At 68.8% G+C, this 17,315-nt stretch carries 18 protein-coding genes; 7 read left to right on the top strand and 11 right to left on the bottom strand.

Annotation, left to right across the window (positions count from 1 at the left end; genetic code table 11):
• Window positions 1-17: 17 nt before the first annotated feature.
• The 4 genes from ACIHFE_RS24940 to ACIHFE_RS24925 are packed head-to-tail and all read right to left on the bottom strand — an operon-like array spanning window position 18 to window position 3,779.
• Window positions 18-1,049, bottom strand: coding sequence for a polyprenyl synthetase family protein (locus ACIHFE_RS24940; protein WP_400109793.1), 1,032 nt, complete (start codon window positions 1,047-1,049; stop codon window positions 18-20).
• Window positions 1,050-1,052: 3 nt separating this feature from the next.
• Window positions 1,053-2,378, bottom strand: a complete 1,326-nt coding sequence (locus ACIHFE_RS24935; protein ID WP_400109791.1) for a hypothetical protein — start codon at window positions 2,376-2,378, stop codon at window positions 1,053-1,055.
• A gap of 43 nt (window positions 2,379-2,421) precedes the next feature.
• A complete protein-coding gene (locus ACIHFE_RS24930; protein ID WP_400109790.1) occupies window positions 2,422-2,796 on the bottom strand; it encodes a hypothetical protein in 375 nt (124 codons plus the stop codon).
• A 53-nt stretch (window positions 2,797-2,849) separates the two neighbouring features.
• Window positions 2,850-3,779 (bottom strand): hypothetical protein, encoded by a 930-nt coding sequence (locus tag ACIHFE_RS24925; RefSeq protein ID WP_400109788.1) that lies wholly within the window; start codon window positions 3,777-3,779, stop codon window positions 2,850-2,852.
• Between the two features lie 412 nt (window positions 3,780-4,191).
• On the opposite strand from ACIHFE_RS24925, the gene ACIHFE_RS24920 reads away from it, so the two are divergent.
• Complete coding sequence (locus tag ACIHFE_RS24920) at window positions 4,192-5,478, top strand: hypothetical protein (RefSeq protein ID WP_400109786.1); 1,287 nt, start codon at window positions 4,192-4,194, stop codon at window positions 5,476-5,478.
• Between the two features lie 199 nt (window positions 5,479-5,677).
• On the top strand, window positions 5,678-6,163 hold the full coding sequence (locus ACIHFE_RS24915; RefSeq protein ID WP_400109784.1) for a hypothetical protein: 486 nt from the start codon (window positions 5,678-5,680) through the stop codon (window positions 6,161-6,163).
• 31 nt (window positions 6,164-6,194) lie between these two features.
• Here ACIHFE_RS24915 and ACIHFE_RS24910 read toward each other — a convergent pair whose 3' ends face one another.
• From ACIHFE_RS24910 to ACIHFE_RS24880, 7 genes are all read right to left on the bottom strand, one after another.
• The gene (locus ACIHFE_RS24910) at window positions 6,195-7,712 is read right to left on the bottom strand and encodes an FAD-dependent monooxygenase (protein ID WP_400109782.1); all 1,518 of its coding nucleotides are present in this window, start codon (window positions 7,710-7,712) and stop codon (window positions 6,195-6,197) included.
• Between the two features lie 249 nt (window positions 7,713-7,961).
• Entirely contained in the window at window positions 7,962-9,095 is a 1,134-nt protein-coding gene (locus tag ACIHFE_RS24905; protein WP_400109780.1) for a zinc-binding alcohol dehydrogenase family protein, read from the bottom strand.
• An 83-nt stretch (window positions 9,096-9,178) separates the two neighbouring features.
• Window positions 9,179-10,117 (bottom strand): ketoacyl-ACP synthase III, encoded by a 939-nt coding sequence (locus ACIHFE_RS24900; protein WP_400109778.1) that lies wholly within the window; start codon window positions 10,115-10,117, stop codon window positions 9,179-9,181.
• A complete protein-coding gene (locus ACIHFE_RS24895) occupies window positions 10,114-10,362 on the bottom strand; it encodes a hypothetical protein (RefSeq protein ID WP_400109776.1) in 249 nt (82 codons plus the stop codon). The genes ACIHFE_RS24900 and ACIHFE_RS24895 overlap by 4 nt, the downstream gene beginning before the upstream one ends.
• A gap of 89 nt (window positions 10,363-10,451) precedes the next feature.
• On the bottom strand, window positions 10,452-10,700 hold the full coding sequence (locus ACIHFE_RS24890) for a biotin/lipoyl-containing protein (protein WP_400109775.1): 249 nt from the start codon (window positions 10,698-10,700) through the stop codon (window positions 10,452-10,454).
• A complete protein-coding gene (locus ACIHFE_RS24885) occupies window positions 10,697-11,677 on the bottom strand; it encodes an alpha-ketoacid dehydrogenase subunit beta (RefSeq protein ID WP_400109773.1) in 981 nt (326 codons plus the stop codon). The genes ACIHFE_RS24890 and ACIHFE_RS24885 overlap by 4 nt, the downstream gene beginning before the upstream one ends.
• Window positions 11,677-12,582: a thiamine pyrophosphate-dependent dehydrogenase E1 component subunit alpha gene (locus tag ACIHFE_RS24880; protein ID WP_400109772.1), complete on the bottom strand. Its 906-nt coding sequence runs from the start codon at window positions 12,580-12,582 to the stop codon at window positions 11,677-11,679. The genes ACIHFE_RS24885 and ACIHFE_RS24880 overlap by 1 nt, the downstream gene beginning before the upstream one ends.
• 571 nt (window positions 12,583-13,153) lie before the next feature.
• Here ACIHFE_RS24880 and ACIHFE_RS24875 point away from each other — a divergent pair.
• From ACIHFE_RS24875 to ACIHFE_RS24855, 5 genes are all read left to right on the top strand, one after another.
• Window positions 13,154-13,369, top strand: coding sequence for an MbtH family protein (locus ACIHFE_RS24875; protein WP_400109770.1), 216 nt, complete (start codon window positions 13,154-13,156; stop codon window positions 13,367-13,369).
• Window positions 13,370-13,487: 118 nt separating this feature from the next.
• Complete coding sequence (locus ACIHFE_RS24870) at window positions 13,488-14,198, top strand: LmbU family transcriptional regulator (RefSeq protein ID WP_400109768.1); 711 nt, start codon at window positions 13,488-13,490, stop codon at window positions 14,196-14,198.
• 77 nt (window positions 14,199-14,275) lie between these two features.
• Window positions 14,276-15,847: an amino acid adenylation domain-containing protein gene (locus ACIHFE_RS24865; RefSeq protein ID WP_400109766.1), complete on the top strand. Its 1,572-nt coding sequence runs from the start codon at window positions 14,276-14,278 to the stop codon at window positions 15,845-15,847.
• Window positions 15,847-16,077 carry a phosphopantetheine-binding protein gene (locus tag ACIHFE_RS24860; RefSeq protein ID WP_400109765.1) on the top strand — a complete coding sequence of 77 codons (231 nt, stop codon included), beginning with the start codon at window positions 15,847-15,849 and terminating at the stop codon, window positions 16,075-16,077. Before ACIHFE_RS24865 ends, ACIHFE_RS24860 begins: the two co-directional genes overlap by 1 nt.
• 26 nt (window positions 16,078-16,103) lie before the next feature.
• Window positions 16,104-17,291 carry an NAD(P)/FAD-dependent oxidoreductase gene (locus tag ACIHFE_RS24855; protein ID WP_400109763.1) on the top strand — a complete coding sequence of 396 codons (1,188 nt, stop codon included), beginning with the start codon at window positions 16,104-16,106 and terminating at the stop codon, window positions 17,289-17,291.
• Window positions 17,292-17,315: the final 24 nt, after the last annotated feature.

The raw sequence follows: 17,315 nt of genomic DNA, 5'->3' as shown, positions 1-17,315 counted from the left end.
CGAGGTGGGGGAGTTGGTCACGTTCTCCGGTCGACGATGTGCAGGGCCAGGTCCTCCAGGGCATACCGGTAGCGGCTCGCCGGGAAGGGGCGCAGCAGCTCGATGGCCTCCAGCGCCTGGGTACGCGCATCGGCGTAGGCGCGGGAGAAGCCGGTGGTCGCCCGTACCTCGGCGACGCATCGCGCCAGCCCCGTGGCATCCACCGGCTCACCGCGCAGCACCCGGCTCACCCGGTGGTCCGGGCCCAGTTCCGCCATCGCGTACACCAGGGGCAGCGAGGCCCGGCGCCGTAGCAGATCCATGCCGCGTGGTTTGCCGGAGTCGGCCTCGTCCTGGGCCAGGTCGAAGAGGTCGTCCATGACCTGGAGGGCCCGGCCGAGCCGGCGGCCGAAGAAGCCGGCCCGGCGGGCGTCGCCGCCGCGCCCGCCCGCCAGGGTGACACCGGCTTCGGCGGCCAGGCCGAAGAGGACGGCGGTCTTGCGGTCGGCCGTGTGCCAGTAGCGCTGGACCAGCCGCGCGGGGTCGAGACTCAGATCGGTGCGCAGTTCGTCCAGTTCGCCGCAGCCGATCTGAAAGGCGGTGTCCAGGACCAGCTCGACCAGCGCCATATCACGGTCCCGGTCGATGGCCCGGACGAAGCCGCGGATGGCCTGGACGAACTGGAGGTCACCGACGAGGACGGCGGTCTCCGTGCCCCGTGCGGCGTTGACGGAGGGAAGTCCGCGGCGCAGGGCCGAGTCGTCGATGATGTCATCGTGGATCAGGGTCGCCACATGGAGCATTTCCAGGGAGACGGCTCCCTGGACCGCCTTGCGCGGCAGTGCGGTGGGGCCGTGGATCATTCTGGCGGCGAGCAGCAGGACGGCGGGGCGCAGCCGTTTCCCATGCCGGTAGAGCGCGCGCTCGGTGTCGCTGAGGTAGTCCTGTTGCGGCGCGAGGGCCTCGGCGAGAAACGCGTCGAAGGGTGGCTGGTCGTCGGCGAGGAGCGCCGCCCAGATGCCGGCGGTGACATCCTCGGCCGGAGCGGTGGATGTGTCATGGAGGAGCACGGATCAGGACCGCCCGTCCTGGGGAGGGGCGTAGCCCGGGATGCGGGTGAGGGCCGCGTGCCGGACGGTTTCGGCGATGGCGTCGCGGAGCAGTTCCTGGACGAAGCGCATAGTGCGCAGCCGCTCCCTGGCCACCTCTCCGACCGGTCCCCGCCAGCTCTCGTCCTCGATGTTCAGCGCCAGAGAGGGCAGGGTGACGACGGCGTCCTCCCGGGCGGGGTCCATGGTGATGCGGATGTCCTCGAGCCGGGCGGAGCAACTGCCCAGGTGGAGTGTGTCGGTTGCGGCCGGCCGGCGCTGCGCCTTGAGCCGGTAGGCGTTCCTGCCCACGCTCCTGATGTGGGTGCGCTGTTCCGGTGAGAGCGGCAGCCAGTCCTCGGGCTCGTCCTCTTCGGTCAGGGCGTATGTTCCGTAGGCCAGCGCCGTATGGCGTGCCAGTTCCTCTTCGGTGGTGGTGGGCAGCTCGTCCGTGTGCTCGTTGATGGCGGTGTAGACGGCGGACTGGGACATCGGCGTGGTGTCCTTGTCGGTGTTGCCGGTGGTGCCGATGGTCTTGGCGAAGTTGATGGTCTCCAGTGCGGCGGCTGTGTATTTCTGCTGCTTCTCCGGGTCTGTCGCGTCCTCTGCCATAAGGCTGAGGACGGTGGCCAGGGTGTTCTGCTGAGTGAACGCGTGGGCGTTGTAGGCGACACCTGTCTGGGCGTCCTGCCAGTCGTTGACCGCCGGTTGAGAGGTGTGCGCCGCTTGTGGGTCGGTGGTGGCGTAGGTCTGCTCCGACATCCGCCGGGTGGTGCCCTTTTCCCGCCACTTCTGCCGCAGGCCGTAGGTGTCGTCCGGGTCGTCGAAGGCGTCGTAGTAACTCTCGTTGTGCTGCCCGTACTTGATGAGCAGCTGCTGCCCGTTTTCGCTCCGCATCAACTTGTCGCGGTGCGCGTCGGCTCGGTCGCGCCACTTCTGGAGCGTGTCCGGTTCCGGCGGGTCATGCGGGGCGGGGGTGCGGCTCGCGGCGGGGAGAGTGGGCCGCCGGGCCTCCGCGGAGAGCGGGCGCAGATTGCCCGCGGTGTCGAGGTCGCGGATGCCGTCGGGGCGGGCGTCGAGCGCGTACCGGCCGGTGAGGACGAGCGCCGGTATGCGGTAGGTGCCGGCCTGCCCGGCGACGGCCTCCGGCCTTCCCTCGGCGCGGAGTTGGAGCGCGCCCAGGCGGATGCTGAGGGAGCCGGTGGGGTAGCCGATGGCTTCGGGCATCTCCACGGTACGGGCGAGTGGATAGCCGGGGGTGTCGGCGAGGTGGAGGGGCTGGGGCTGGGGCTGGGAGTGCGGGGTGCTCACTTACGTCTCCTGCGGTGAGTCGGGCCGGTGGAGGAGTGGCGGGTCAGGAGACGTCGGCGGTCCCGCTGATCAGGAGCATGCCGTCATGGGCGCCCAACACCGGTGATGTCAGGCGTACATGGACCGTCGAACCCCCGATCGGGATGTCGCAACCGATCGGCGTGGTGATGGGGATGTGGGGGGACAGGCCCTTGACCTTGTTCTTGACGATGGGCGGGGCGTTCTTGGCGAGGTCGTTGACCAGGCCCGACAGGATGTCGGCGAGGGTCGTTTTGGGTTTGAAGCGGACCTGTTGGAGGTTGAGGTCCGTCACCTCCACGGTGAGGGCGGTGTCCGTGAGGCCGGTGGCCTTGACCGTGATGACGGGCGGGTCCGGGGTGTAGCTGACATCGAACTCGATGGGGGCTGGGCCTGCCATGGTGGTGCCTCTCCTGAGTGATCGATGCGCGGAGTGCGCCGATGGGCGTCAGGTCAGGACTCGTGGCCCGCCTTGGTCAGGGCGCAGCCGCCGCTGCCGTCCGGGGTCATGGGGACGAGGTCGAGTTCGGCGTGCCAGTCGATGTCGACGCCGGCCGAGGCGGTGGTCGGGTCGCTGCCGACCGCCAGGTTGGTGGCTCGCCGGAAGGTCGCGTCCCACTTGGCCGAGGCGACGAACTGGATGGTCTTGTCGCCATGGCCCAATGCGGTGTTCTCATGCTGCTTCACCACGGCCGTCAGGAGCGTGGTCAGCAGATTCTTGCTGATCAGCGTGAACACCTGTTTGTCCGTGGGCCAGTTCACGGCGTCGGGGCGCACGGCCGGCGCCTGCCCCGTCCGGGCGGTCGACGCGAGGACCAGATGGGTGGGGAGGACATCCACGCGTACCAGGCTCAGGGTGACCGTCTGTCCGAAGAGGTTCTGGGCGGGGATCTTCAGGCCCTTGAGCAGGGTGGCGCCCTGGTCGAGAAGTGCGGGGATCACGACGTTCTTGACGATGACGCTCATCGGGGAGTCCGGCAGGTTCTCCAGCCAGGCGCCCAGCGGGACGGCCGTGATACCGCCGCCGTCCAGCTTCAGTTGCAGGGCCACCGATATCTTGCCGGTGACTTCGGGGAGAGGCGTGTCGCCCACCTTGCAGTCCGCCTTCAACTGCTCGGCGACAAACTGGAGCACCCCGGAGTCCGGGAGCGCCGTGATGCCCTCGGCCTTGATCATCTTTCCCCAGAGCTCCTCGTCCGGAGGGGCGAGGGTAAGGGCAGGGGCGGCAAGGAAGTCCCACCCGAAGGTATAGGTGATGTCCTCGATGGGTTTGGTGACGCTGCCCCGGAACGCGTCGCGGTGTTGTTGATAGGCCTTCTTGAGGCCGGAGTTGAGGGAGTCGGCGCCCACCCCGACCGCGAGATCGTAATTCGAGTCGTTCACACTGTCATACAACGGCACCTGCCGGGGCCGGGCCATGGCTTCTTCGCGTGCTGTCCCAAACCAGCTCTTGGACAGTTCCAATCAAGTCGCCCTCGGTGCAGGCGAGTTGGTCTCAAGGGCGGGGAGTGTGTACCGCTGGCATATGCTGTGACCAGCGCCGACGGCGCCGTCCGCCCTCGCGCCCCGGGCAGGCTGCCGCTGAGCGCATCTGGCCAACTCGCTGCGTTTCAGGGGTAGTTATCGGACCGGTCGGCCTCCGGGGGCGCTCACTCCCGCGTGCGCCGGGCCTTGTTGCCGGATCGGTGTCACCGGGTCGATGATGTGAGGCCGCCGCCGGCCCTGCGGTCCGTCGGGACCGTATCGCCGTGACGAGAACTTCCTTTCCAGCACCTCGGACAGAGGAAACCGGAACATGAGTTACGACCTAGCAGTCGGGGCCGATGCCGGCATAGTGAACAGGGTGGCCGAGGAGGTCTACGGTCAGCTGTATCCGCGGTACTTCACCGGTTCCCAGCCATATGACGCCGGAGGCACCCCGGTTACGGTGACCTGGGACGTCCGGACCGCCCCCGTCTTCGACCTCACCCCGTCCGCATACTCCGAGGCGGAGCTGCGCGCGCGCTTCGCCGAGGGCGGGGCAGGCCGGTTCGCCGAGGACGAGGTGGCGGAGTACGCGGCCGCCCTGCGCACCTCGCTGGACGGCAGCACCTTCCAGGCCGTCCTGCGCCAGGTGCATGTCTCCGTCGACGCGGGCGGGGGAGACCTGGTGGACGGGGATGTCACCGTGACGGTGGACATCCAGGCCAGTACGTCCGCGTCCGGCCTGCTCACCCTGAACCCGCTCAGGGCAGCGGCCAGTGACACCGGCCAGGTCCAGAAGGTGATCCTGGACAATGTTGTGCTGCCCGCCGTCCTGGACCAGTCCCGCCAGGTGCTGTCGGGCATCCAACTGCCCAAGCCCGCCATCCCGTTGCTGGACCTGTCGGTGCCGGTTCCCGTCATCCAGCCGCAGCAGGCCGCGGCCGTCATGAACCTGGTGGAGCACGGCATCCCCCAGCCGCCGTTCCCGGACACCTGGCCGGCGAGCCCCTTCTTCGCCCTGTTCGGTGCGGACACGGTCCGGCGGATCGCCGAGGCGGCCACCGCGTACCTCGAAGGAAAGACCTTTCCCGCCGGCGACTCGGAGAACTTCTGGGTCGGCACCGGCTACTACCAGGCGACGATCGCCATTCACCAGGTGCGGTGCGAGATCGAGGACACCGAGATCCCGACGGTGCGGGTCCGCGCCGCGGTCACCGGCAGCGGAAGCGCCGGCATCGACTGGGTGGTGGGAGGGTCCACGGACGTCTTCTACGACCTGGCGCTGGAGCCCGACCCCACCGTCACGCTCACCCTGTCGATGGACGGGACCACGCTCAAGGCCACGACGGACAGCGTGAGTTCCTTTGACCTCAAGATCTATCCACATGGCGACATCGTCAGCGTCATCGCCTCCTGGGTGGCCAACGCCCTCTCGTCCACCCTGGGCGGACTCGTCGGGGACGCGCTCCGCGGCCTCGAGTTCACCCTGGGCACCCTCCCCGCCATCCCCGTCGACGTAGACCCCATCCATCTCGATGTGACCCCGACGGACCTGACCCTCGGCCGCTTCGGCGACGCGCTGTCCCTCCAGGGCGACGTCACCATCGCCAAGCGATAGTCGCCTTCGATGACCTCCCCTTCGGGGTGGTTTGGGGCGGTCAGGTGATAACGGCCGATGCCGGCGGCGAGGGCGCGGAGGCCATTGCCCCTATCCCCGGAGATGTCCCTTACATGGGTAATCTCTCCATTCCGAGGCGATTACCCGGACATGACGCCCCGTCTGCCCGACCGCCGGCTACAGAGGGACGGACGACTCGATGACCGACGCATACAAGCACTGGCGGGACCTCCAGGTCTCCAGCCCCGGCGATGTTCCGCTCGCCACGCCGCTGATGTGGCTGGCCGAGAAGCACCAGGAGCACGCCGACCGGCTGACCAACCGCCTGCTCCCCGGCGACTTCCCGCACAAGGCCGAACGGGGCACCGTCGCCGACGCCCTCGCCGTGCTCGCGCTGCGCGAGTCCATCCACCGTGAGATGGAGTACGGCCGCGGTGCCCATATCCGCGACGCCCTGCACCTCGGCGCCACCTGGCACGAGACCGCCGCCGCCCTCGGCCTCACCCCCGACGAGGCCCGCCGGCTGCTGCACACCTGGGCGGACGGCCAGCGCCACCTGTACACCAGCTGCGAAGAACGCGGCGAGACACCGCTCGGCCTCAGCGATGAACAGCACACCGCCGTCCTCGCCCTGTGCCGGCTCGGCGACGACGAGCCGGCCGGCAACGGGCAAGCGTGGCCGTAGGGGATAGCGCTGTACTGGCCGAGGCAGCGCCTCACCCCTGCCGGACCGGGCCGAACCAGGTGGTGAGGGCGGTCCGGAGTGCGGAGATGTCGGGCGTGCCGCCGGCGGCGGCCGCCCAGGCGACATGGCCGTCGGGGCGGATGAGGAGCGCGGCGGGTGCGGGGATCTCGCCGACGGCCGGGACGGGCCAGCGGTCGTCCTCGCTCCGTGCCTCGACGAGGTCGACGCGATCGGCCCAGCCCGCGGCGGCCGCCGCCAACTCGGCACTGCCGCGCAGGTCGAGCAGTACGGGGCGGGCGGCGTTCAGCAGCTCGTAGACGCGGGTGGCGCCGTCGGGCGTCTTGAGGTCGGCGTCAGGGACCCGGCGGCCCGTCAGTGGGTGGTCGCCGTCGAGCGGGTACCGGATGTCCAGTGCGGTGAGCATGCCGCGCAGATGCCGGTTGACGTCGTCGAACACGATGAGCGAGCCGAACACATCGCGCAGCGCGTCCGTGTCGACGCCGGGGCGGGCCAGGGCTGCCTGCGCCCGGGTGTTGTGCAGGACGCGCTCCGCGACGGGATGCCGCTCGGCGTGGTAGCTGTCCAGCAGGCTCTCCGGTGCCTGGCCGCGCACCACCGAGGCGAGCTTCCAGCCGAGGTTGACCGCGTCCTGCACGCCCATGTTCAATCCCTGCCCGCCGGCCGGGAAGTGGATATGCGCCGCGTCGCCGGCGAGCAGCACCCGGCCGTCCCGGTACTGGGCGGCCTGCCGTGCGGCGTCGCCGAACCGGGAGACCCACTTGGGGTTGCGCATGCCGTAGTCCGTGCCCGCGAGTTTGATCAGCGACTCCCGGAGCTGCTCGAACGTCGGGGGCTCGTCGCGGTCCGCGACATGGCTGTAATCGGATGTGATCACCCGGTACCAGCCCGGCTCGAAGGCGATCACCGAGAAGTCGCCGCCCGGAACGCGCCGTGCCCAGATGTATTCCTCGGTCAGATCGGGGAGTTCGACGTCGCCGATCAGCGCGGTCATCGTGGCCGGAGTGCCGGGGAAGCCGATGCCCGACAGCTTGCGCACCGTGCTGCGCCCGCCGTCGCAGCCCACCAGGTAGCGGGCGCGCAGCGTCGCGGGTGCCGCCTCCGCCGTACCCAGCTCGACCGTCACACCGGCCTCGTCCTGGTGGATCCCGGTCAGCTCGGACGACCGGCGCACCCGCACACCGAGCTCGGTGGCCCACTCCTCCAGCAGCCGTTCGATGGCGGACTGCAGGATCATCAGCGGGCGGGAGTGCCTGGACTCGGACTCGTCGAAGTCCAGCCAGAGCCCGGAGAAGTGGCCCACCGACTGCAGTTCGCCGATCGCCAGGAAGCGGTCCAGGACTCCGCGCTGGTCCAGGACCTCCAGGGTGCGGGAGTGCATCCCGCCGGCCCGTGACTCGCCGGTGCGTTCCGCGAGCCGTTCGACCACCATCACGTCGACGCCCGCCAGCCGTAGCTCACAGGCGAGCATCAAGCCCGTCGGCCCGGCGCCCGCGATCACCACGTCCGCGTCCATGCCGGTGTCTCCCACGTCACTTCCCCCTCAGTCCACCGCGCCTCTGGCGTCGTCACCTCACCCCCACACTCATGGAAGTGGATCAGCCGGTCAAGACAATGCCGGTGCGGGGACGGGCGGGCCGCCGGTGTCCTTGTCCTGTCCCGCCGGCGGGACAGTTCCGCAGGGGGGGTGAAGAGCAACTCCGCGCGAGGACACGGGGTTTGAACGGCCCCGGTGTCCGTGCGGACACCGGGGCCGGTTCGTTTCTTCCGCTCGGGCCGGTCAGAGCGGGTTCACGCGGTACAGCGGGAAGTACGACCCGATCCTGGCGTGCGCGTAGTCGTCGGCCAGCTCGGGCACCCGGTCGAAGTCGTAGATGACCTCCGAACCCTCCGGCGGTATCCAGCCCTCGGCCTCCTGGAAGTCCCGGATGCCCGGGGAGTCCGGCAGCCGCCACACATGCGTGTTCACATGGATGTGCCGGCTGATGGACTCGGCTCCCCGAAGATGCGACAGGCGCATCCCCGCCTTCCAGCCGCATGTGGTGACGACTCCCTCGCGGGCCAGGGCCCTCAGGGTGACGTCGTACAGGGGCTCGCCGATGTTGTCCACGAAGACCGCGACCCCATGGCCGTCACTGAGCTCTTGGACGACACCCAGGAAGTCCTCCATCGAGATCCGGCGCCGCTGGTGCCGCTCCCGGTCCGCCCGTTCCTCCCGGGTGGGCAGGGAGAGGGCGGGGAACCGGCGGCGGTCCACCGGAATGATGCCGTTCTCCCGCAGGAAGGCGACGCGCTCGTCCGAGCCCGCCGTCATCGCCACCCGGAACCCGGCCCGCTTGGCCAGCAGCAGTTCGGCGAAGGCCACGCCGCCGCCCCACCCGAACACCAGGTGGTTCGCCGGATCGTCGTCGGCGACCTGGGTCCGCCAGCAGCCATACGCCTTGTGCCAGTTGTCCCAGGCGGTGAAGTAGCGTCCATAGGCGGCCCATTGGGGCAGCGAGTACGCCGTGCCCTCCGGGATCGGGAGCAACAGCCGGGCGTCCAGCTTCGACCGCTTGGCCAGCAGGCCGATGGTGCCGGGGCAGTCGTAGGCGTAGGCGAGTTCGGCGTAGTCGAAGCGGTCGAGCTTGCCGAAGGGCATGAGCAGACACAGGTCCCCTTCGCGGACCTGGACGTCCCGGCTCCCGGCGTTCACCTTGAGCACGCGCACCACGCCCAGGTTGCCGAGGACCACGGTCTCCTCGCCGCGGCTGCTGCACACATCGATCGGTGAACGGGCCAGCGCATGGTCGATGTTGGCCTCCCAGGAGCCGAGGATCGGCTCCACCAGCGCCTCACCCTCCTCCAAAGGGCCGAAGGTGAACCGGTCGCGTAGCAGCGCGCCGCCGGGTTCGCCGTTGTAGGGGCCGGCCACCGCGCCGGAGCGCAGGACCCAGGCTTCTGGCGAGTAGATGACAACCTCCTGTGATCGAGTACGTTCCCGGGTTCAACGGCGCGTCAGGATGCCGTGACGGCCGGCACCCGGTAGTCCACCGAGACACCGCCCCATGCCTCACCGGCGCCATAGGCCACGGCTCCGAGCCGGCCCGTGGCAGGGAGGGAACCGGAGTCCAGTTCCTCGGCGAACGCCAGCGGGATCGAGGCGGACGAGGTGTTCCCGGAGTTCTCGATCCGGTTCACAAAGGGCACGCCGAGATGGGTGGTGAAGGCGCGGACCTGTTCCAGGATGCGGCCGTTCGCCTGGTGGCCGACCAGCACGGTCGGCGCGGGGCCGTGGTCGAAGAGGTACTGCGCCGACTCCGCCATCCGGCGCACGGCGCGGTCGTACACCTGCAGCCCGTCGAGATGGATGCCGCCCGCGCCGGTCTCCCGCATCAGCGCCTCCTGGGAGCCGTCGCAGCCGGCGATCCGGCGGAAGTCCGTGAACTCCGCGCGGTCCTCCAGCAGGACGGCCGCGGAGCCGTCGGCGAAGATGCACGCCGTCTGCCGGTCCGTGCGGTCCACCAGCCGGGACATGGCCTCCACCGAGCACACCAGGACCGACCGCGCCTGTCCGGCTTCGCAGAGCGAGAGCCCGGTGATCAGCCCGTAGACAAAGCCGCAGCAGGCCGCGTTCATATCGAAGGCCAGCACCGAGGGCCCCAGGCCGGTGAGTTGTGCCACCTTCTGCGCGATACCCGGGATGCGCTGCCGCACCGAGGTGCTGACGACGACCAGGGCGCCGATCGAGGAGGGGTCGTCCATCCTGGTCACGATGGGCGCGCAGGCCTCCGCCGCCACCTCCGCCAGCGGGGTCTCGTCCGACAGCCAGGAGCGGGACGCGATGCCGCTGCGGCGCCGGATCCACTCGTCCGTGAGACCGATCGACGCGAAGTGGTCGTTGCCGATCGTCCGGCCCGGCTTCGCGGTGGCGATATCGACAATGCCCGCGCTCATCCCTGGCTCGCCAGCTTCACGAAGTATGCGCTGAAGTCGTTCAGGAAGGCGAAGCCCGCGGTCTCCGTGAGATCACCCTTGACCTGGAGCTCGATCTCCAGTTGCTGGTGCAGCTCGACCATGTCGAGGGAGTCGAGGTCGAAGTCGGCGATCGGCCGGTTGAGGTCGTCGGGGCCCAACGACGGGTCGCGCTCGCGCAGTTTGGCCAGCATGGTGTCCGCGATACGGCTTTCGACGTCGCTCATGTTCCTTCTCCGTTCAAGTGACTGGATCTTGGATCTCAGGGCGCGGCCAAGGTCTGTCCGACGGCTCCGGCCCTGTCGCCCGGCACCCGCTAGTCGGCCGCCAACTGGTACAGCACCTCACCGGACTTGACGATCGTGCCGACCGCCGCGGAGTGGGCCGTAACCCGTCCACCGCGCTCCGCCACGACGTCCACGCTGGCCTTGTCGGTCTCGACGACCGCGACCACATCCCCGCGCTCTATCCGGTCGCCGACACCGGCGACCCACTCGATCAGCAGGGCCTCGCCGAGGCTCTGCCCGAAGCCGGGAACATGTATGTCCACAGGGGAGTCGCTCACTTCGTCATCACCAGCACCTCGTCCTTGATCTCCTGCACACCGATCAGGTAGTCCTTCTCGAAGTCCGCCGGGGGATAGGCACGGCGGCCGGGCGCCAGCCGGCGGACCGGGCCCCGGAGCATGTCAAAGCCGCGCTCGGCCACCGACGCGGCGATTTCGGCACCGATGCCGAGGTCCTTCGACCCCTCGTGCACGATCAGCAGCCGCCCGGTGCGGGCGACGGACTCCAGAACCGTGTCCATGTCGAGCGGGGCCACCCAGCGCAGGTCCACCACCTCGACATCGACCTCGGGGCTGAGCGCGTGGGCCACTTCCAGCACCTCGTGGGTGATCGCGCCGAAGGTGGCGATCGTCAGGTCCGTGCCGCGCCGCACCACCCGGGCCGCGGTCGGCGACCTCGCCGGTTCGGGGTCCCGGACGGGCGAGGTCCGCCGCCAGTACAGACGGATCGGCTCGTACATCACCACGGGCGAACCGAGCGTCACCGCGTACCGCAGCATCTGGTCGGCGTCCTCACCGGTGGAGGGGCAGGCCACCGAGATTCCCGGGAAACGGGCGAAGAGCGCCTCGTTGGACTCGCTGTGGTGCTCCACGCCCCGGCCCCCGCCGCCGGTCGGGATCCGCACCACCAGGCTCGGGCTGACCTGTCCGTTCCACCGCTCGCCGATCCGGGCCGCCTGGGTCACCAGCTGGTTCACCGCGGGATAGGTGAATCCATCGAACTGGATCTCGCAGACGGGCACCAGCCCGCTGACCGTCATGCCGACGGCCTGGCCGATGATGGTGGACTCGGCCAGCAGCGAGTCGCGCACCCGGTCCGCGCCGAAGCGTTCGGCAAGACCCCGGGTCACCCGGAACACGCCCCCCAGGCGTCCGATGTCCTCGCCGAGCAGCAGCAATCGCGGATCCTGTTCGAGGAGGTCGGCGAGGGTCGCGTTGATCGACTCCGCCAGGCAGGCGGACCGCACGGTGCTCATCACGCGTACTCCTTCATCAACCGCTCGCGCAGCTCCCGCACTTCGGCTTCGACGGCGTCGAACCACGCGGTGTCCACCAGGCCCAGGCCGCTCAGCCGGGCCGCATAGGCGGTCACCGGATCCGCGGCCCTGGCCCGCGCGATGTCCTCGCGGCTGCGGTACACCTCCTGGGCATCGGAGGTCGAATGACCGTGGATGCGCTCCACTTGGATCTCGACGAGATAGGGCGCCCGCTCCCCGCGGATATGGGCGGCGGCCCGGGAGCAGGCCGAGAAGACGGTCTCCGGGTCCTGGCCCGGGATCCGGACGGCCTCGATCCCGAAACCCCGGGCGCGTTCGGCCAGCGAGGTGCGCATCTGCTCCTCGGCCGGTTTCGAGATGGCCCAGCCGTTGTTCTGGCAGACGAACAGCACGGACGCCGACTCGACGGCGGCGAGATTCATCGCCTCCGACATATCGCCCTCACTGGTGGCGCCGTCGCCTATGTACACGACGACAAAGTCCTCCCGCCCCTGCAACCGCTGCCCGATCGAGTAGCCGACAGCGTGCAGCGTCTGTGCGGCCAGGACCAGCGTGTAGGGGAAGAACCGCACCCGGCGCGGATCCCATCCGCAGAAGGTGCGGCCGGCCCACTGCGCGAGCAGTTCCTCCGGTGTCACGCCACGCAGAAGGGCGACCGCGTGCTCGCGGTAACTGGGGACGACGGTCGGGGCCGGGCCCACCGCGAGCGCGGAGCCCACCTGCGCGGCCTCCTGCCCCTGGCAGGACGGGAAGAGGTCGAGCGCGCCCTGTTTCTGGAGCTGACAGGCCTCCTCGTCGATGCCTCTCGCCACCAGCAGGTGGCGCAGCAGCAGCCGTCGTGTGTCGTCGTCCGGATCTGTTTCGTACTCGGATGCTGACTTCAAGACCATTGATCACCAGTCGCAGGTTCGTCGATGAGCTTTGTGGGCTCGGGCACCAGCCGGCTGATTCGCACCACCGCCTGGTGGGCCGGGCGGCCGGAGTCGGTCTCGAAGCCCCATGCGCGACGGTGTCCGGCTGGGATGAGGCTCTTTTCTCCACGCGTTCTCTATCGCCCAGGCGGGAGGAAAGTGGCTGAACCCGAATTCGAGCGGGCCCGTCCAGGGGCCACTGACCGGTCATGGTGGCACAGAAGCTCAGTGGGGTACAGGTTCGGGCGGACGGCCGGGAGAGCAGCGATCCGGCCGCCCTTGTGGCGTTGGCGGTCGAGTCCTTACGGTGGCGTCAGCATTCCAGGGCGGCTGTGGATGCCGGGTGTCCTGTCGACAGGACGACGCCGAACGGCGAGCCCGCGCCCGGCCCGGCGATTTCCCATTCCAAGTCACTCGGTGACGGTTATAGGGTCGCCTGGCCCTGACAAATTCCCATTCCAACTCACCTGTGACGGATATAGGGTCGCCTGGCCCTGGCGATTTCCCAATCCGAGTCACCTCGTGACGGTTAAGGACGGTGGCAGTGAGCACGAACCCCTTCGATGACGAGAACGGCCGCTTCTATGTCGTGGTCAACGACGAGGACCAGCACTCCCTGTGGCCGGTGTTCGCCGAGGTGCCCGCGGGCTGGCAGGTGGTCTTCGGAGAGGCGGCCAGGGCCGAGTGCCTGGAGTACGTCGAGCAGAACTGGACCGACATGCGCCCGAGGAGCCTGAAGGAGGCCATGGCGGCGGACTGAACGCCGGCCGGATTCTCCGGGGAGAGCCGCGGCCCGCGATGCCCCCGCTGCTCGGCCTCGCGGGCCCGCACACCCAGGCAAACACTCTGGATTGAAAAGAAGTTTGGGGGAACAACCTGTGGGAACCGCGAGCGGTTACAAGGCGGGGCCGGTGGGCATCGGCGGTGAGCCCGCGCAGCGCGATGTGGTGCTGTCCTTCGTGGGGAAACAGGCGACGGTGCAGAAGTCGGGGATGACCTTCCCGCGGAACCTGTCGGAACGGGCCTGGGAGCAAATCGGGGCCAGCCTGCGTGAACTCACCAATTCCTCGGCATGGTGGCTCGCCGACTGGCTGATCTTCGGGGAGGCCGCCTATGGGTGGCGGCGGTACCGGGAGGCGATCGAGCGAACGGGGCTCGACTACCAGACCCTGCGCAACTACGCATGGGTGGCAAGGCGGTTCGAGCACCACCGCAGGCGGGACACCCTCAGCTTCGCCCACCATGCCGAGGTGACCCGCCTGTCGCCGCCGGAGCAGGACTACTGGCTGCGTAAAGCCGAACAGCAGAAGTGGTCGCGCAATGAACTGCGCAAGGCGGTCCGCGCCAGCCTGGCCGAGCAGAGCCATGCGGCCGACGCCCCCGCGAGCAGCGGCAACGAGAAGCAGGAGGTGGCCCAGCTGGCCGAGTCGGCGGGCGCCGACAAACGCCGGCGGAAGGTCACCACGCTCACCATCGAACTGTCCGCCGAACAGCTGGAGTACTACTCCACCTTGGCTGCCGCACACGGTCTGCCCGTCGAACGGTGGGTGACCCAGGTGCTCGGGGCCGCCGATCGGCGTACCGCCTAGAGGCGCCGGACAAGCCCGTTCCCCGTGGTGCGCCGGCGGCCCGCCCGACCGGACACCCGTCATATCGGAGTCAGTTGATGATCCTTCAGGGAAAGCGGGTTGCCCTGCCCTCGGCGCCCGTCGTCCACAAGCAGTTCGAGGCGCACGCGGAAGCCACCCCCGATGCCATCGCCGTGGTCTGTGCCGGGCAGCACATGACCTACGCGGAGTTGAACGCGAAGGCCAACCGGTTCGCGCACTTTCTCGTCACCTGCGGACACGGCCGGGGTGCCAAGGTCGGCGTCTGCCTCGACTACTCGGCCGACATGCTGGTCGCCATCCTCGGCACGCTGAAGGCGGGCGCGGCCTATGTGCCGTTCGACCCGGCCTACCCGGCGGCGCGGCTCGAACTGCTGCTGGGCCAAGTCCCCGGTCTCGCCCTGATCGTGGCCTCCCCGGCGACGGCCGGGCAGGTCGGGTCGGCGGCCGTCGAGGTCATCGATCTCGGGCAGCTCTCCGATCACCTGGCGAGTCTCCCGGCCACCGCTCCTGATGTCCCGGTCACCGGGGACGATGTGTGCTACGCGGTCTTCACATCCGGGTCCACCGGTACGCCGAAGCTGACCGCGGTGCGGCACGAGGGCTGGTTCAACCTGATGAACTGGCTGAAGCTCGAATACGGCCTGCACAGCGGGTCGGACAACCTGGTCGTCAGCGCGTTCGGGTTCGACCTCTCCCAACGGGCCCTGATGACACCGTTGTTCTGCGGAGCCACCCAGTACCTGATGGCGAGCCGGAACTTCGACGTCATGATGGCGTACCGCTTGCTGACCCAGCACTGGATACGCACGGTGCACTGCGCATCCAGCACGCTGTACCTGCTGGTGGACTGGGAGACCGCACGCGGCGGTGACGCGCTCACCCGGCTCGACTATGTGCTGTTCGGCGGGGAGCCGCTGAAGGTCGAACGGATCGCGGACTGGGCGCGGCGCGAAGGCAATGGGTGCACCCTGCTGCACCAGTACGGCGTTGCCGAGTGCACCGATGTCGCCACGTCGTACGACCTCGCCGGGCACCGGCCCGGCGACCAGGACATCGCACCGGTCGGCAAGCCGGCCTACAACATCGACATCCATCTCCTCGATGAGCAACTGCGCGGTGTCGGGCCGGGGGAGCACGGCGAGATCTGCATCTCCGGGACCGGTGTCGGCGCGGGCTACCTGGGCGGCATGGGCCCCGAGAACGAGAAGTTCACCACGATCCTGGTCGACGGTGCGCCGCGCAGGCTGTACCGCACGGGCGACCGCGGCTATGTGACCGAAGGCGGCGACCTCGTCGTCCTCGGCCGGATCGACGCGCAGGTGAAGGTGCGGGGCATGCGTATCGACCCCACCGACATCGAGCGCGCGCTCGGCAGGCTGGCCGGGGTCCGGGAGGCCGCCGTGGTGATCACGTATACCGACGCCGGCGAGGCCGAGTTGATCGCGTTCATGGTCCCGGCGGGGGACGACCTCGCCGAGAACGATGTGCGCACCCGCCTCCTCGGGACACTGCCGCGGAACATGGTTCCGGCCAGGTTCATCAATATCCCGCGGATTCCGTTGAGTCCGCACGGGAAAGTGGATCGCGCGGCGCTGGCCGATGAGTTCAGCAAAACGAAAGGACTGTGATGACTGCTGACCGGGTGCGCGCCATCTGGTGCCGGGAACTCCAGCGCGATGACATATCAGTCGACGACGACTTCTTCGCCCTGGGCGGCCAGTCCGTGATTATGGCCAAAATCCAGGGGGCTTTCCTTGAGGAGCTGGGCATCGAGGTCCCGGTGGACCAGATGTTCCTCAATCCGACGGTGGCGTCTATTTCTGCGTACATCGAATCCCTGGATGCGATAACCCATTAACGTCACCACTTGGTAGGAGAGGCGCCATGTACGACGTCATTGTCATAGGTGCCCGTTGTGCGGGTTCGCCGGCGGCCATGTTGTTCGCTCAGCAGGGATACCGAGTCCTGCTCCTGGAGAAAGCGCGGTTCCCGCAGGACACGCTGTCCTCGCACTACATCCACCAGCCGGGCGTGGCGCTGCTCAACCAGTGGGGGCTGCTCGGCAAGCTCCGCGACGCGGGCTGCCGGCCGATCAACCACCAGAGCTATGAGGCGCCCGGTGTCCGGCTGGACGGCTTCTCCCTGCCGGTCGACGGCCAGCGGACCACATACGCGCCGAGGCGGTATGTGCTCGACCCGATCCTCGCGGACGGTGCCGTGGCGGCCGGTGTGGAGTTCCGGGAGTCCTGCGCGGTCACCGACCTGGTGTTTGAGGACGACCGGGTCGTCGGGGTGCGGTACACCACGCCGGGCGGCGCCGAGGCGACGGACCGGGCGCGCCTGGTCGTCGGTGCGGACGGTATGCGATCGCTGGTGGCCCGCAAAGCCGGCGCACAGAACGTCATCGAGCACCCGCGGGTCACCTGCACCTACTACAGCTACTGGTCCGGGGTTCCCGCGCACTTCGAGCTGTATGAGCGGCCGGGGCGCTGGATCGGTGTCATCCCCACCAACGACGACCTCACGCTGCTCATGACCTACTTCCCGCAGGACGAGTTCTCCGATGTCCGCAAGGCGGTGGAACCCGCCTACCTCGACGCCTTCCGCACAACGGCGCCCGAGCTGTACGACCGGATGTCGGCGGGCAAGCGCGAGGAGCAGCTGTACGGCACGGGGCACCAGGAGAACTACTTCCGTAAGGCCTACGGGCCCGGCTGGGCGCTGGTCGGTGACGCGGTGAACCACAAGGACTCCATCACCGCCCGCGGTATCACCGACGCCTTTATCCAGGCCCAGACGCTCACCAGGCACATCGGGGACCAGTTGCACGACGATGCGGCGCTCGAGGCGGCACTGCGGCGTTATGAGGAAGACCTGGATGAGAACCACACCAGCTTCTACCAGGCCGCGCTCAACGTGGCCGAGCTCAAGCCCGAGGGGCGGGTCGAGATGCTGCAGAAACTGGTCGGACGCCAGGACCTGATCGACCTGTACTTCTCGACGCTGTCGGGAGCGTGCTCCATCGACGACTTCTACAACGACGAACTCTTGACCTTGCTCGACCAGAGCTGAGTGACGACCCGCTCCCTGGTTTGC

Origin of the sequence: Streptomyces sp. NPDC052396, from assembly GCF_044593195.1 — a bacterium.
Classification (GTDB): domain Bacteria; phylum Actinomycetota; class Actinomycetes; order Streptomycetales; family Streptomycetaceae; genus Streptomyces.
This window is presented reverse-complemented; position numbering and strand designations above follow the sequence as displayed.